At 69.9% G+C, this 13,939-nt stretch carries 15 protein-coding genes; 12 read left to right on the forward strand and 3 right to left on the reverse strand.

Annotation, left to right across the window (positions count from 1 at the left end; genetic code table 11):
- Window positions 1–200: 200 nt before the first annotated feature.
- The 3 genes from ENE75_RS05660 to flgA form a co-directional block, all read right to left on the reverse strand.
- Window positions 201–602, reverse strand: coding sequence for a hypothetical protein (locus ENE75_RS05660; RefSeq protein ID WP_199232214.1), 402 nt, complete (start codon window positions 600–602; stop codon window positions 201–203).
- Between the two features lie 16 nt (window positions 603–618).
- Window positions 619–927, reverse strand: coding sequence for a flagellar biosynthesis anti-sigma factor FlgM (gene flgM, locus ENE75_RS05665; RefSeq protein ID WP_128196431.1), 309 nt, complete (start codon window positions 925–927; stop codon window positions 619–621).
- A 148-nt stretch (window positions 928–1,075) separates the two neighbouring features.
- Window positions 1,076–1,861, reverse strand: coding sequence for a flagellar basal body P-ring formation chaperone FlgA (gene flgA, locus ENE75_RS05670; RefSeq protein WP_128196433.1), 786 nt, complete (start codon window positions 1,859–1,861; stop codon window positions 1,076–1,078).
- Between the two features lie 189 nt (window positions 1,862–2,050).
- Here flgA and flgB point away from each other — a divergent pair, with 189 nt between their 5' ends.
- The 12 genes from flgB (at window position 2,051) to ENE75_RS05735 (ending at window position 13,921) form a co-directional block, all read left to right on the forward strand.
- Window positions 2,051–2,473, forward strand: coding sequence for a flagellar basal body rod protein FlgB (gene flgB / locus ENE75_RS05675; RefSeq protein WP_128196436.1), 423 nt, complete (start codon window positions 2,051–2,053; stop codon window positions 2,471–2,473).
- Window positions 2,474–2,493: 20 nt separating this feature from the next.
- Window positions 2,494–2,913 carry a flagellar basal body rod protein FlgC gene (gene flgC, locus ENE75_RS05680; protein ID WP_128196438.1) on the forward strand — a complete coding sequence of 140 codons (420 nt, stop codon included), beginning with the start codon at window positions 2,494–2,496 and terminating at the stop codon, window positions 2,911–2,913.
- A gap of 16 nt (window positions 2,914–2,929) precedes the next feature.
- Window positions 2,930–3,583, forward strand: a complete 654-nt coding sequence (locus ENE75_RS05685; RefSeq protein WP_128196440.1) for a flagellar hook assembly protein FlgD — start codon at window positions 2,930–2,932, stop codon at window positions 3,581–3,583.
- 44 nt (window positions 3,584–3,627) lie between these two features.
- Window positions 3,628–5,343 (forward strand): flagellar hook protein FlgE, encoded by a 1,716-nt coding sequence (locus ENE75_RS25235; RefSeq protein ID WP_233258928.1) that lies wholly within the window; start codon window positions 3,628–3,630, stop codon window positions 5,341–5,343.
- A gap of 26 nt (window positions 5,344–5,369) precedes the next feature.
- On the forward strand, window positions 5,370–6,104 hold the full coding sequence (flgF, locus tag ENE75_RS05700; RefSeq protein ID WP_128196443.1) for a flagellar basal-body rod protein FlgF: 735 nt from the start codon (window positions 5,370–5,372) through the stop codon (window positions 6,102–6,104).
- 111 nt (window positions 6,105–6,215) lie between these two features.
- Window positions 6,216–6,998 carry a flagellar basal-body rod protein FlgG gene (gene flgG, locus ENE75_RS05705; protein WP_128196445.1) on the forward strand — a complete coding sequence of 261 codons (783 nt, stop codon included), beginning with the start codon at window positions 6,216–6,218 and terminating at the stop codon, window positions 6,996–6,998.
- A complete protein-coding gene (locus ENE75_RS05710) occupies window positions 6,998–7,672 on the forward strand; it encodes a flagellar basal body L-ring protein FlgH (RefSeq protein ID WP_128196448.1) in 675 nt (224 codons plus the stop codon). Before flgG ends, ENE75_RS05710 begins: the two co-directional genes overlap by 1 nt.
- Before the next feature lie 17 nt (window positions 7,673–7,689).
- Entirely contained in the window at window positions 7,690–8,808 is a 1,119-nt protein-coding gene (locus tag ENE75_RS05715) for a flagellar basal body P-ring protein FlgI (RefSeq protein WP_233258929.1), read from the forward strand.
- Window positions 8,808–9,671, forward strand: coding sequence for a flagellar assembly peptidoglycan hydrolase FlgJ (gene flgJ, locus ENE75_RS05720; protein ID WP_128196450.1), 864 nt, complete (start codon window positions 8,808–8,810; stop codon window positions 9,669–9,671). Before ENE75_RS05715 ends, flgJ begins: the two co-directional genes overlap by 1 nt.
- A 3-nt stretch (window positions 9,672–9,674) precedes the next feature.
- Entirely contained in the window at window positions 9,675–11,666 is a 1,992-nt protein-coding gene (flgK, locus tag ENE75_RS05725) for a flagellar hook-associated protein FlgK (RefSeq protein ID WP_233258930.1), read from the forward strand.
- A gap of 17 nt (window positions 11,667–11,683) precedes the next feature.
- Window positions 11,684–12,619, forward strand: a complete 936-nt coding sequence (gene flgL, locus ENE75_RS05730; RefSeq protein WP_128196452.1) for a flagellar hook-associated protein FlgL — start codon at window positions 11,684–11,686, stop codon at window positions 12,617–12,619.
- A gap of 15 nt (window positions 12,620–12,634) precedes the next feature.
- Window positions 12,635–13,921, forward strand: coding sequence for an EAL and HDOD domain-containing protein (locus tag ENE75_RS05735; RefSeq protein ID WP_128196454.1), 1,287 nt, complete (start codon window positions 12,635–12,637; stop codon window positions 13,919–13,921).
- Window positions 13,922–13,939: the final 18 nt, after the last annotated feature.

The raw sequence follows: 13,939 nt of genomic DNA on the forward strand, positions 1-13,939 counted from the left end.
GCTGCGGCTCGTCCTCCGATCCGCCCGCCCTCGGCGGCCGCTTCAGTATGTGATCCCAACGTCGCTTTCGCTGCCTGACCAAGGGCCCTGGCCTTTGGTTCGTTCCACCCCCAAAGCTGATTGTGGCCTCTGCAGCCCCCTCAAAGAGGGGGTGGCGCGGCTGGCGTGACGAAAGTCACGCGCATCGGGCGCCAGCAGGCTCAGGCGTGGGTGCTGCCGCTGTGGGCTGAACGATCGGCCAGGCCACCGGCGGCGTAGACGTCGGGGGCCTGCGCCGGAAGCAGCACGTCGATGGCGCGGTCAAGCGACGCGGTGGCCCGCGCGAGGATCTCGCGCTGCGCGGCCACCTGGGCGCCTGCAGCCATCAGGCGGCGGCGCAGGGGGGCCGGGATCGGACCCTGGCGGGTGCAGCGGCCGAACTGGTCTACAGCGCCGGCCAGGGCGCGGTGCAACTCGCTTGCGGCGCTCTCGATGCGCGAGGCGTCGCGTTCGCGCAGGGCCTCGGACATGGCGGTCAGCGCAGACTCGAGAATCGCGAGCGGACGTTCCAGCGACTGCGTGGCGCGTTCGAGCGCCTGCATCTCGGAAGGCGAGGTCAGCATCTGCGCGATGGCGGGGTCAGCCGCCGGACTTGCCGAGCAGTTCCTGTGCATTGGCGATCAGCTTGTCCGCGATCGCCTCGGCATTGATCTGGTAGTTGCCGTCGCGGATGGCCTGGGCGATGCGGTCGACCTTGGCCTGGTCGAAGCTGGTTTCGCCAACGCCCTCCTTGCTGAGCGCCGCCGCGGTGGACGACAGGGCCACGGTGGCGCTGGCGTCGCCGCCGGCGGCCTGGCCGGATTTCGCCGCGTCGCCCTTGCGCTCGGCGCCCGAGGGCGCGACCCGGTCGACGCCGGCGTGCTTGTTCTCGAAAGGACCGATCTTCATGGCGTGCTCCAACGGCGTTGCCCGGTTGGGCGGTGCCGGCCTGTCATGGACGTGCTATCGGCACGTGGTGCGCCGGACTTTAGTGGCAACTTCTCGAAATCGGAAACGATCCCGTGAACCGGGGGCAGGGCCGGCAGTGGCAGGCGCTTCACAGCGGCATCTCCACGCGGCGCTCGGCGACCGCGGTGCCACTGACGATGCGCCCGCCGGCGGTGCGCACGCGCACGGTCTGGCCATCGATGCCTCGCGCCAGGGCCTGTCCCTGGGCGGAGACCTCGAAGCCCGGGCCCACGGCCACCAGCTTGACGGTGTCGCCGGCCTGGAACCAGACTGCACGTTGCAGGTCGGTGGCGCGCAGCGGCTCCCCGGCTGACAGCGCCCGCGTCAGCCGGCGGCCGATCAGCTGTTCCGGGTCCGTGACCACGGGTTGGCGGCCGTCGGCCCAGTCGACCTCGGCCTCGGTGAGGTGCTCGGGCAGGATCTCCGCGCCGGCCGGCAGCGGCGTGTTCAGCACCGTGGCCGGCCCGAAGACCTGCACCTGCACCGGCAGGAAGACGTTCCAGCGCGTTGGCCCGTCCACGCAGCGCAGCCCGACCCGCGTGCGGCCCCACGGCCGGCTGTTGCCGGGCAGGTAGGGTTCGATGCGGGCACAGGGGGCCAGGCGCAGGCGCGGGTCCAGACGACCGAGTTGCACCTCCACCCTGACGCTACCGGCGGCTGCAGCGGCGCCGGCATGGGCCTGCTCGCTGGTCCAGGACGCCAGGGTCCTGGCCAGGTCGGTCGTGATCACGCCGCTGTCGGCATCGGGTCCCGGGGCGGCGGCGGCCATACCCGGCGCGACTAAGCTGGTCACCAGCGCGGCCACCAGCGTGATGGCGCGGCGGGCGCGGCACCGGCGGGCAGGCGCGAAGGGAAGGGCAGGGTTTCGGAACATGACGGCTGGACTGTAGGGATCGTCTGACCGTGACAGGCGGGGAATAGCAGGGTGAACCGCCTGCTGATCGGTGCATCGTCGGCCGGCCCGGCGCCGAAGAATCGGCCCCCATGAACCTGCCCTTCAACCCGGCCTGCCAGGGCGCCTCCCGCGTCCGGCCGGCGGCGTCCTGACCCGAAGGAGCCCGCGATGCTGAACCGTCTGGGTGCATCCATCGACTTCCAGTCGCAGGCGCTGCTGCTGCGCTCGGAGCGCCAGCGCCTTTTGGCCAGCAACATCGCCAACGCCGACACCCCGGGCTACCAGGCGCGGGACTTCGATTTCAGGGCGGCGCTCGGTGCAGCCACGGCCGCTGCTGGTGGTGCGAAGCTCGGCGATCCGATCGCACCGAAGGGCGGCATGGCTCCCGGCGTTGGCGTGCCGGCGACGCAGGCGCCGACGATGCGATACGCCACGCCGGCCCAGAACAACCTCGATGGCAACACCGTCGACATGGACCGCGAGCGCGCCAGCTTCGCCGACAACGCACTGCGTTACGAAGCCACGCTGAAGTTCATCAACGGCAGCCTGCGCACGCTGCACGACGCGATGAAGAGCCACACGCAGGCTTGATGCGCTGAAGGAGTACCCCGATGAGCCTGTTCACGATCTTCAACGTCTCCGGCAGTGCGGTCAGCGCACAGAGCCAGCGCCTGAACGTGGTGGCGTCCAACCTGGCCAATGCCGACACCGTGGCCGGCCCCGACGGCCAGGCCTACAAGGCGCGCCAGGTCACCTTCCAGACCGTGATGATGGGGCAGACCGGCGCCGCCGAGGCCGCTGCCGGCGTGCAGGTGTCCAACGTCACCGAGAGCGCCGCCGAAGGCCGCCGCGTGCACGACCCGGACCACCCGGCCGCCGATGCCGAGGGCTACGTGACCTACAGCAACGTGAACCCGGTGGAGGAGATGGTCAACATGATCTCCGCCTCGCGGTCGTACCAGAACAACATCGAAGTGATGAACACCGCCCGCTCGCTGCTGATGAAGACGCTGCAGCTGGGGCAGGTGTGACGGAGCGCCCTGAACCATGACCACCACCGCTTCCGTCACCGGCGCCAGCACCGACCTCTCGGCCGTGATCGGCGGCAGCAATGCCAGCGAGGCCGGCAGTGCCGACCGCTTCCTGAAGCTGCTGGTCACGCAGCTGCAGAACCAGGACCCGCTGAACCCGATGGACAACGCGGAGCTGACCTCGCAGATGGCGCAGATCAACACCGTCACCGGGATCGAGAACCTGAACAACAGCGTGCAAGCCATGCACGCCAGCTTCCTGCAGATGCAGGCACTGCAGGGCGCCAGCCTGGTTGGCCGCGACGTCACTGTCGACGGCAACCAGCTCACGCTGGTCGACGGCCAGCTCGAGGGTGGCTTCACGCTCGCCGGCCCGGCCGACGCGGTGCAGGTCGACATCCTCAATCCTGCAGGCCAGGTGGTCGACACGCTGCAGCTGGGCGCCCAGGACAGTGGCCGCCACGGCTTCGCCTGGGACGCTTCGAAGCTGGCTGACGCCGGCGGTCACACCTTCCGTGTCAGCGCCAGGCTCGGCGCCGCCGAGGTCGCGAGCTTGCCGCTGATGCTCGACCGTGTGGTGTCCGTCGGCCTCGACGGCAGCAGCGGCCTGGTGCTGACGCTCGAGCGCAGTGGCGACAAGCCGTACGGCGAAGTGCACGCGCTGAACTGAGCGCGCGCACCGATTCCAACGATTTCACGTCAAGGACACACACCATGGGTTTCCAGCAAGGCCTGTCCGGTCTCAATGCCACGAGCAAGAACCTCGAGATCATCGGCAACAACGTCGCCAACGCGAACACCTACGGCTCGAAGGTGGCACGTGCCGAGTTCAACGACGTGTATGCGGCCGCGCTCAGCGGCGCTGGCACCCAACCCATCGGCATCGGCACCAACCTCGCCGCGGTGGCGCAGCAGTTCACCCAGGGCAACATCACCACCACGTCCAACCCGATGGACCTGGCGATCAACGGCGGGGGGTTCTTCCAGGTCAGCGACGGCAACAGCCCCGTGAGCTACACGCGCAACGGCCAGTTCAAGGTCGACCGGGACGGCTACATCGTGAACAACGCGGCCCAGCGACTGCTGGGCTATGGCGCCGATGGGGAGGGCAACATCCAGGCCGGACTGGCCAGCGCCATCCGCCTCCCCACCGGTGGCATCGAGCCCAACCCGACGGAAAACGTCCGGTTGGAGATGAACCTCAATGCCAGCGAGGGTAGCACCAACCCGGTGACGGTCGCAGTGGAGCTCGCGCAGCAGACGGCCGACAACGGCGAAGCGCAGGGGTCCGACGCGGTCCTGGCGATGGACGATGCCCTGGCCGCCATGACCGCGGTGACGTCGGTGACACCGGAGACGACTGCAGCCCTGGCCGCTGTGACTGCGGCGCGCACCAGCGCCACCACCGCCGCAGCGGCAATGGCCACGGCAGCGGCGGGTTACGAGGCGGCCACCCAGGCCACGGCGGAGACCAGCGCGGCCGCGGCCCAGTCGTCGGCGCAGACGGCCCTTACCTCGGCCGAGACGGCGATGACGTCGCTGCGCGCGGCGCTGGCCGTCGACCCTTCGAACGGCGAGCTGATCACGGCGCAGACCCTGCTGCAGGATGCGATCACCGAACTCGACTCCCTGGTGGCCGACACGCGCCGGCACGTGGCGGCCGTGGACGCCGTGCCGTCGGCACAGGCCGGCATGGCGATCGACTTCTCGGTGCGCGACACCTACAACAGCCTGACCTCGCTGACGGTGTTCGACGCCAAGGGTCAGGAGGTGGCCCTGACCTACTACTTCCAGAAGGCGGGCAACGACACCTGGAACGTCTTCGGCACGGCCAACGGCACGACGGTGTCGGGAAGCGACGTGGCGCCACAGCCGATCGCCACCCTGACCTTCAGCGCCAACGGGGCGAGCCTGCTGGCGCCGACCGACCCGATCACCTTCAACGTCCCGGCGTCGGTCAATGCGGCCGGCGCACAGACGATGGCCATCACCGGCATCACGCTGGACCTGAGCAATGCCTCGCAGTTCGGCTCGTCGTTCGGGGTCACTGACATGAGCCAGGATGGCTTCTCGGCCGGCCAGTTGACGTCGATCACGGTGGAGGCCAACGGCATCATCTCGGCCCGCTACTCGAACGGCATGTCGCGCTCGGCAGGCCAGATCGAGATCGCCACCTTCCGCAACCCACAGGGCCTTCAGCCCATCGGCGACAACGGCTGGGCCCGGACCTTCGCCTCGGGTGACCCGGTGGTCGGCGTGCCGGGCGACGGCAACCTGGGCGTGCTGCAGGCCGGCGCGCTGGAGGAATCCAACGTCGACATCACCGGCGAGTTGGTCAACATGATCACCGCGCAGCGCATCTACCAGGCCAACGCGCAGTCGATCAAGACGATCGACCAGGTGATGCAGACCATCGTCAACCTGCGCTGACGCCACGGCAGGCCGGCTGAAGCACGATGGACCGCCTCATCTACCTGTCGATGGCCGGGGCCAAGGCCACGATGCAGCGCCAGGACGTGCTGGCGCACAACCTGGCCAACGTGTCCACGGCCGGCTTCCGCGCCGAACTGCAGGCCTTCCGCGCCGTGCCGGTGCTGGGCGACGGGGCCAGCACCCGCGTCTATGCGCTGGAAAGTACCCCGGGCTACAGCGACCAGGCTGGTCCGGTGCAATCCACCGGCCGGCCGCTGGACGTGGCGATGAAGGGCAACGCCTGGCTGGCCGTGCAGGCGCTGGATGGCACCGAGGCCTACACCCGCGCCGGTGCGCTGGAACTCGACCCCGAGGGCAACCTCGTCACCGCGAACGGCCTGCCGGTGCAGGGCGAGGGCGGGCCGATCACGGTGCCTGCCGGTGCCGCGGTGGACATCGCCGGCGACGGCAGTGTCAGCGCCACGGTGGGCAACGGGGCGCCGCAGCTGGTCGGCCGGCTGAAGCTGGTCACGCCCGAGGCGCCGCTGGACCGTGGCACCGACGGTCTGTTCCGCGCCGCCGATGGCGACCTGCCGGCCGACCCCAATGCCCGCCTGCAGGCCGGCGCGCTGGAAGGCAGCAACGTCAGTGCCGTGGAGACCATGGTGGCGATGATCGCCGCCGCGCGCCAGTTCGAGCAGCAGATGCAGGCGCTCAAGGGCGCCGAGCAGCGTGACCAGACCGGGCAGAAGCTGCTGGGTCCGGCCTTGGGCGCCTGACGTCGGCTCCGCATCGGGCACCGAAGAACGCCGCGGAAGCGGCGCTTTTTCTTGGATGGCGACCCTCAAGTCCGGGCGACGATGCGCCCCAGGACTTCGGGAGATCGCTCCATGATCCGCTCCCTGTGGATTGCCAAGACCGGCATGGAAGGCCAGCAGACCAAGCTGGACACCGTGACCAACAACCTCGCCAACGTCGGCACCAACGGCTTCAAGCGTGCCGGTGTCGTGTTCGAGGACCTGATGTACCAGAACCTGCGCCAGAGCGGGGCTGCCGCCGGCGAGGGCACGACGCTGCCTACTGGCCTGCAGGTGGGCCTGGGCGTGCGCGCCGCGGCCACTGCGCGCACCTTCACCCAGGGTGCGCTGTCGCAGACTGGCAATGTCTACGACGTCGCCATCCAGGGTCAGGGCTTCTTCCAGGTGCAGATGCCCGACGGCACCACCGCTTACACGCGCGACGGCGCCTTCCAGGTCGACGGTAACGGCCAACTGGTCACCAGCGCTGGCGACCCGGTGCAGCCGCCAGTGACCATACCCGCCACGGCGCAGAACGTCACCATCGCCAAGGACGGCACGGTCAGCGCGCTGCTGCCGGGCCAGAACGCGCCCACGGTGGTCGGCCAGCTGCAGACTGCCGGCTTCGTCAATCCGGCCGGCCTGATGCCCATGGGCGGCAACCTGTTCACCGAGACCGCCGCCTCCGGTGCGCCCAACGTCGGCGCGCCCAATGCCAACGGCCTGGGCCCGCTGCAGCAGGGCATGCTGGAGGGCAGCAACGTCAATGTGGTCGAGGAGCTGGTGACGATGATCGCCACCCAGCGCGCCTACGAACTCAACTCCAAGGCCATCAGCACCTCGGACCAGATGCTGCAACGCCTGTCGCAGCTGTGATGACCATGGCCACCAAGCTCTTCATCATGGCCGCGGCGGTCGCGCTGGCCGGCTGCAACGCCACCCTCTTCCCGCGCGTGGACGTGGCCGACACCACCCCGGTGGAGCCCGCCGCGCCGGCGCCGGTGAAGGTGGCCAACGGCGCCATCTTCCAGCTCGCCAGCTACCGGCCGCTGTTCGAGGATCACCGGGCCCGCCATGTGGGCGACATCCTGGTGATCGCCATCGAGGAGAAGATCAGCGCCAGCCAGAGCGCCAACAGCACGGTCGAGAAGTCTGGCGGGCTGGACGCCAGCATCAGTGCGCTGCCGGGTGTGCCGTCCAAGGCCTTTGCCCGCGGCACGGCCACGGCCAGCTCAAGCAACACCTTCGAAGGCAAGGGCAGCACCGACGCCAGCAACGACTTCAAGGGCAACATCACCGCCACCGTGACGCGGGTGCTGCCCAACGGCCACCTGATCATCAGCGGGGAGAAGCAGATCGGCGTCAACAGCAACGTCGACGTGCTGCGCTTCTCGGGCCAGGTGGACCCGCGCAGCATCAAGCCGGGCAACACCGTCTCCAGCACCCAGGTGGCCAACGTGCGCCTGGAGCACCGCGGGCGCGGCGCGCAGGCCGAGGCCCAGGTCATCGGCTGGCTGGCACGCGTGTTCCTCAGCGTGCTGCCCATCTGACCGCGATGCAGACGATCATGGACACCGACCGCTGGATGCGCGCCGTCGTCACCCTGGGCGCGCTGCTGGCCAGTGCCGCGCTGTGGTGGCCGGCCGACGCCGCTGCCGCACGCGTGAAGGAGATCGCCAGCGTGCAGGGCGTGCGCGCCAACCAGCTGGTGGGCTACGGCCTCGTCGTGGGCCTGGACGGCACCGGCGAGCAGAACGCGGTGACGGCGCAGAGTCTTTCGGCGCTGCTGCAGTCGCTGGGCGTCACGTTGCCGGCCGGCGTGGTACCGCAGGGCCGCAACTCGGCGGCGGTGATGGTCACGGCCGAGCTGCCGGCCTTCGCGCAGCCGGGGCAGACGATCGACATCGCGGTCTCGTCGATGGGCAACGCCAAGAGCCTGCGTGGCGGCACGCTGGTGATGACACCGCTGCGCGGCGCCGATGGCGAGATCTACGCCATCGCCCAGGGCAACCTCATCGTGGGCGGCGCAGGCGCCTCGGCCGGCGGCTCCAAGGTGCAGATCAACCACCTGTCGGCCGGCCGCATCCCCGGCGGCGCCACGGTGGAGCGCAGCGTGCCCACGCCGCTGTACGAAGGCGACCGCCTGCAGCTGGACCTCAAGGCCAACGACTACAGCACCGCGCGCGCGGTGGCCGACGCCATCAATGCCGCCAAGGGCGAGGGCACGGCCGTGCCGGTGGACGGGCGCACCGTCAGCGTCCAGATGCCGCCGGCGGGCATCACGCGCGTGAACTTCATGGCCGACATCGAGAACCTGCCGGTGGCGCTGGAGCGCCCGGCCGCGCGTGTGGTGCTCAACCCGCGCACCGGCTCGGTGGTGATGAACGAAGCAGTGACCATCGGCGCCTGTGCGGTGGCGCATGGCGCGCTGGCGGTGACCATCAGCTCCACCCCGGTGGTCAGCCAGCCCAACCCGTTGGGCCAGGGCCAGACGGTGGCTGGCGAGAAGGCCGACATCGCGATCACGCAGCAGGGCGGGGCCCTGGTGCAACTGGCCGCCGGCACCCAGCTGACCGACGTGGTGCGTGCGCTCAACGCGCTCGGCGCCACGCCGCAGGACCTGCTGGCCATCCTGCAGGCCATGAAGGCCGCCGGCGCGCTGAACGCCGAACTGGACGTCCTCTGATGGCCGTGAACGGCCTTGCTGCCGACATCCGCTCGCTGGAGTCGATCCGCACGAGCGCCAAGGACGACCCGCGCGCGGCCGTCCAGGCTGCGGCGAAGCAGTTCGAGGCGCTGTTCATGCAGGAGTTGCTCAAGAGCATGCGCGCCACCACGCAGGGCGAGGGCCTGATGGGGGGTGGTGCCAGCGAGGAACTGGCCACCGGCATGCTGGACCAGCAGTACGCCACGTCGCTGACCGGCATGCCCGGCGGCCTGGCCGAGGCACTGACGCGCCAGCTGGAGCGCTCGATGGGGCTGACGCCCGGGCCGATCCCGGTGACGATCGACCGGCGCGCCAACCCGATGCCGGCGCCCATTGGCGCCGCTGCCGAGCGTGCGCCGCGCATCCCGGAAATGGGCGCGGCGGCCTTCGTGCAGCAGCACACGCGCTCGGCCCAGGCCGCCGAGGCCGCCACCGGCATCCCGGCCGCCTTCATGGTGGCCCAGGCGGCGCACGAGTCCGGCTGGGGCCGGCGCGAGATCCTGCACGCCGACGGCTCGCCGTCGCACAACCTCTTCGGCATCAAGGCCGGTGCCGGCTGGAACGGCCCTGTGGCCGAAATCACCACCACCGAGTACATCGGCGGCGTGGCGCGCAAGGTGACCGCCAAGTTCCGCGCCTACGCCAGCTATGCCGAGTCGTTCGCCGACTACGCGAAGCTCATGAGCAACAGCCCGCGCTACGCGGCTGTGACGCAGGCCGACACCCCGCGCGAGTTCGCGCAGGGCCTGCAGCGCGCCGGCTATGCCACCGATCCGGCGTATGCCGACAAGCTGACGGCCGTCATCAACACCACGCTGCGCCTGCAGCGCACGAACGGATAAGCCATGGGCGCCACACCGCTGATGTCGCTGGGCATGCGGGCCATGGCGGCCAACTATGCCGCGTTGCAGGTCACCGGCCACAACATCGCCAACGCCAGCGTGGCCGGCTACTCGCGGCAGCGGGTGGAGCTCGCCACGGCCGCAGGGCAGTACAGCGGCGCAGGATATTTCGGCAAGGGAGCGGATGTCGTCACCATCAGCCGCTACCAGAACGAGTTCCTCACCCGCGAGGCGATGAGCACCCGCGCACTGGCCGCGCGCGACGATGCCCGCCTGCAGCAGCTGCAGCAGCTCGAACAGCTGTTCCCGTTGGGCGAGCAGGGGCTGGGCCATGCCACCACCCAGCTGCTCAACGCCTTCAGCGACCTGGCGAACCTGCCGGCAGACGCGTCGTCGCGCCAGGTCGTGATCGCACGGGCGCGGGAGCTCGCGGCGCGCTTCGCGGACGCTGGGCAGCAGATCGACCGCATGCAGTCGACGCTGCGCGAGGACCTGAAGGCCACCGTGTCCAACGTCAACGAACTGGCTTCGGGCATTGCGTCGCTGAACCAGCAGATTGCGTCTGTGCGCGGCTTGGGTCAGCCCCCCAACGACCTGCTCGATGCGCGTGAACGCATGCTGTCTCAGTTGTCCGGCGAGATTGCGATCACCACCGTGCAGGCCGACGACGGCACGGTGGCCGTCTTCGCCGGCGGAGGGCAACGGCTGGTGCTCGGGGCGCAGTCCCAGACCCTGGTGGTCGCCGACGATCTGGGTGATCCGTCGCGGGCCGCGCTGGCCATCAACGACGGCGGGCGGATGGTGCGGCTGGATTCGCAGGCGCTGGGCGGTGGCCGAATCGCCGGCATGCTGCAGTTCCAGGACGATGACCTCGTCGATGCCGGCCTGCTGATCGGGCAGATGGCGGCGGCGATTGCCGGCGCGGTCAACGCCCAGCAGCGGCTGGGCCTGACCCTGCACGCCCCTGCCGGCTCGGTGGCGGCCCAGGACATGTTCGGCACCGGGTCAGGCGTGGCGCAGCCCATGGGCAGCAATGCCCGCGATGCCCAGGGGCGCCCGATCGGCCAGCTGTCGCTGACCATCGTCGAGCCTTCGCAGTTGCAGGCCAGCGAGTACACGCTGCGCAACGACCCGAGCGTGCCAGGTTCCTTCGTCCTGACGCGGCTGTCCGACGGCCTCGTGCGCACGGTGGCGCCAGGCGAGGTCGTCGATGGCTTCCGCGTGGACCCTGGTGTCCCTGCGCCGCTGTCCGGCGATGCCTTCCTGCTGCAGCCGGTGACGCGTGCCGCTCAGGGCATGAAGGTCCTGCTGTCCGACCCGAAGGACATCGCGGCGGCATCGCCGCTGACGGCCACGCTGGGCACGTCCAACGCTGGCACCGCGCAGCTGGCCTCGCTGACGATCACGAGCGACACCGTCAACCCCGCGCACACGGCCGCGATCACGTTCACCGACGACAGCGGTGCCTACAGCTGGGAACTCAGGGACCGGATCACCAACGCGCTGGTGTCCAGTGGAACGGGCACCTGGCAGCCCGGTTCTCCCATGCCGCAGCCGCCGGATTCGGACATCAACGGCTTCGCCCTGGTCCTTTCCGGCGTACCCCGCACCGGCGACGTGGTCAACGTTGCGATGACGACCAACGTGGCCTCGAACAACGGCAACGCCGTGGCGCTGGCAGCACTGCGTGACCAGCCCGTTCTGGGGCGGGTCGTGCAGCCCGACGGAAGCGTGGCCGGCGGTGTGTCGGCCACCGACGCCTATGCGTCGGCGATGGCGGATATCGGGGTGCGCGTGCAGGGGGCCCAGGCCATCACGGACATCTCGAGCGCGCTGGCAGCGCAGACCGATGCGAACCGCAGTTCCGAGGTGGGCGTCAACCTTGACGAGGAGGCCGCGATGCTCATTCATTACCAGCAAAGCTACCAGGCTGCGGCGAAGGTGCTGCAGATCGCGCAGTCCATCTTCGACACCCTGCTGTCGGCCACGACCTGACGCTGCCGGAGGAACCCATGACCGTCCGCATGTCCACCTTCAGCGCCTACGAGCGCGGACTCAGCACGCTGCAGAGGCGCCAGACCGAACTCGCGAGCCTGCAGGAAGAGATGACCAGCGGCAAGCGGGTGGCGCGCGCCAGCGACGATCCGGCGGCAGCCGCGCGGGCCGAACGCGCGCTGGCCACGATTGCGCGCAGCGAGGCTGACCAGCGGGCGCTCGACGCCAGCCGCAACGCCATGCAGCAGGCTGAGTCGGCGCTCGGCGATGCCACCGGCTTGATGCAGCGAATCCGTGAGCAGACGCTGGCTGCTGGCAACCCGACCTACAGCGACGCCGAGCGGAGGAGCCTGGCGCAGGACATCCGCGGCCTGCGCGACCAGTTGCTGGCGGTGGCCAATCGTGGCGACGGCGCGGGCGGCTACCTGTTCGGCGGCCAGGGTTCGACGCAGACCCCGTTCGTGGACGCGCCAGGCGGCGTCGCCTACCGGGGCGATGGCGGGGCGCTTCAGACCGCCACCCCGGAGCCCCTGCAGTTGTCCGCCGACGGCGGACGGACCTGGCTGCAGGCGCCCGACCCCGACACGGGCACCCCTACCTTGTCGGTCTTCAACGTGCTGGACCAACTGGCCACGGAACTCGAGACCGCGGGGCGGGGCAACGACGAGATCTCGGAGACCGTCCGCGTGGGCGTGCGCGGGCTGGACGCCGCCATGGACCACCTCGGCGCGGTCAGGGCCGGCTTCGGCGAGGCCTTGAACCACGCCGACGGATTCGAGTTGCGGCTGTCGCGCGAGGCGCTGGCGGCGCAGGCCGAGCGATCGGCGGCTGAAGATGCGGACATGGTCCAGGTCGTCTCCGACTTTCAGAACCAGCAAACCGGCTACGATGCCGCCCTGAAGGCCTATGCCATGGTGCAGCGCCTGTCCCTGTTCGACTACGTCAGCGGCTGACCGCCTCATTCCCGCATGTCCACGCCTGCCATCCTGGGCCAGCTGGTGCTGGGTCACAGCCCACTGATCGCCCGCGATCGCTCGGTCATTGCCACGCGCCTGACCGTCTTCCCGGAAAAGCGCGACGAGTCGCCCGATGCCGCGGCGCTGCTGCAGGCGCTGATGCACGTCTGGCCGGCGCCAGCCGATGCCGCGACGATCTCGCTGAACCTGCGCGCGATGCCCGGGCAGGCGCCCGGCGCGGCCGCCGACGCGGCGCCGGTGGCGCCGACCAAAGCGACGCCGCTGACGTTGAACATCGCTTCCGAGCCCTGGCTCCGCGCCATGCTGGCGGTGCAGCCACCGCCGCACGTCATGCTGGAAGTGCCGGCCTTCATGGTCGGTGACCCGGTGCATGCTGCGGCGCTGCAGGCCCTGCATGCGGCCGGCAGTGCGCTCATTGTCAAAGGTCGCCCGGTCACCGAACTGCCCCGTGAACTGTTGCCTTGTTTCCGGCACTCACTGATCGACGCGGCAGAGGACCGGCGGGGTGGCGGAAGCCAGCCTCCGGAGGGGGTGGCGCGCCGCATTTCCCACATCCAGGTGGGCGTGCGCACGCTGGCGGAACTGGACGCGGCGTTCGCCCGTGGGGCCGTCGGCGTGCTGGGCTGGCCGATCGAGGACGAGTTCCGGCGTGGCAGCGTGCAGGCGGGCGGCCCCGACCTGGCGGTGGTCACCGAACTGATCAAGCGTGTCGACCGCGAGGAACCGGTCGACAAGCTCGAGGCGGTGCTCAAGAACGATCCTCAGCTCGCTTTCCGCCTGATCCGATACCTCAATTCGGCGGCGTTCGGCTTGTCGGTGGAGGTCTCGTCGTTCCAGCATGCGTTGATGATGCTGGGCTACCAGAAGCTCAAGCGCTGGCTGGCGCTGCTGCTGGCGTCGTCGAGCAAGGATCCGCAGATGAAGCCAGCCATGTTCGCCGCGGTGCGCCGGGGACTCCTGATGGAGGAACTGGTACGCCACAGCGCCGACGACGAAATGCGCGGCGAGATGTTCATCTGTGGCGTCTTCTCGCTGCTGGACCGCATGCTGGGGCAAGACTTCGCCACGCTGTTCGAGAGCGTGCCCGTGCCCGACCGCGTCCAGCAGGCCCTGGTGGCCGGCGGCGGGCCGTTCCACCCTTACCTGCAACTGGTGCGGGCCATGGAACAAGGTGTCCGTGGCGACATCCGGGACGCCGCCGACACGGCCTTCGTCAGCCTGACCGAAGCCAACGCCGCGCTTCTGCGCGCACTGGCCTCGGCGCGGGAGCTGGACTGAACGGGGCCGGCGTTGCGC

The organism is Rubrivivax albus (assembly GCF_004016515.1).
Taxonomy (GTDB): Bacteria; Pseudomonadota; Gammaproteobacteria; order Burkholderiales; family Burkholderiaceae_C; genus Rubrivivax; species Rubrivivax albus.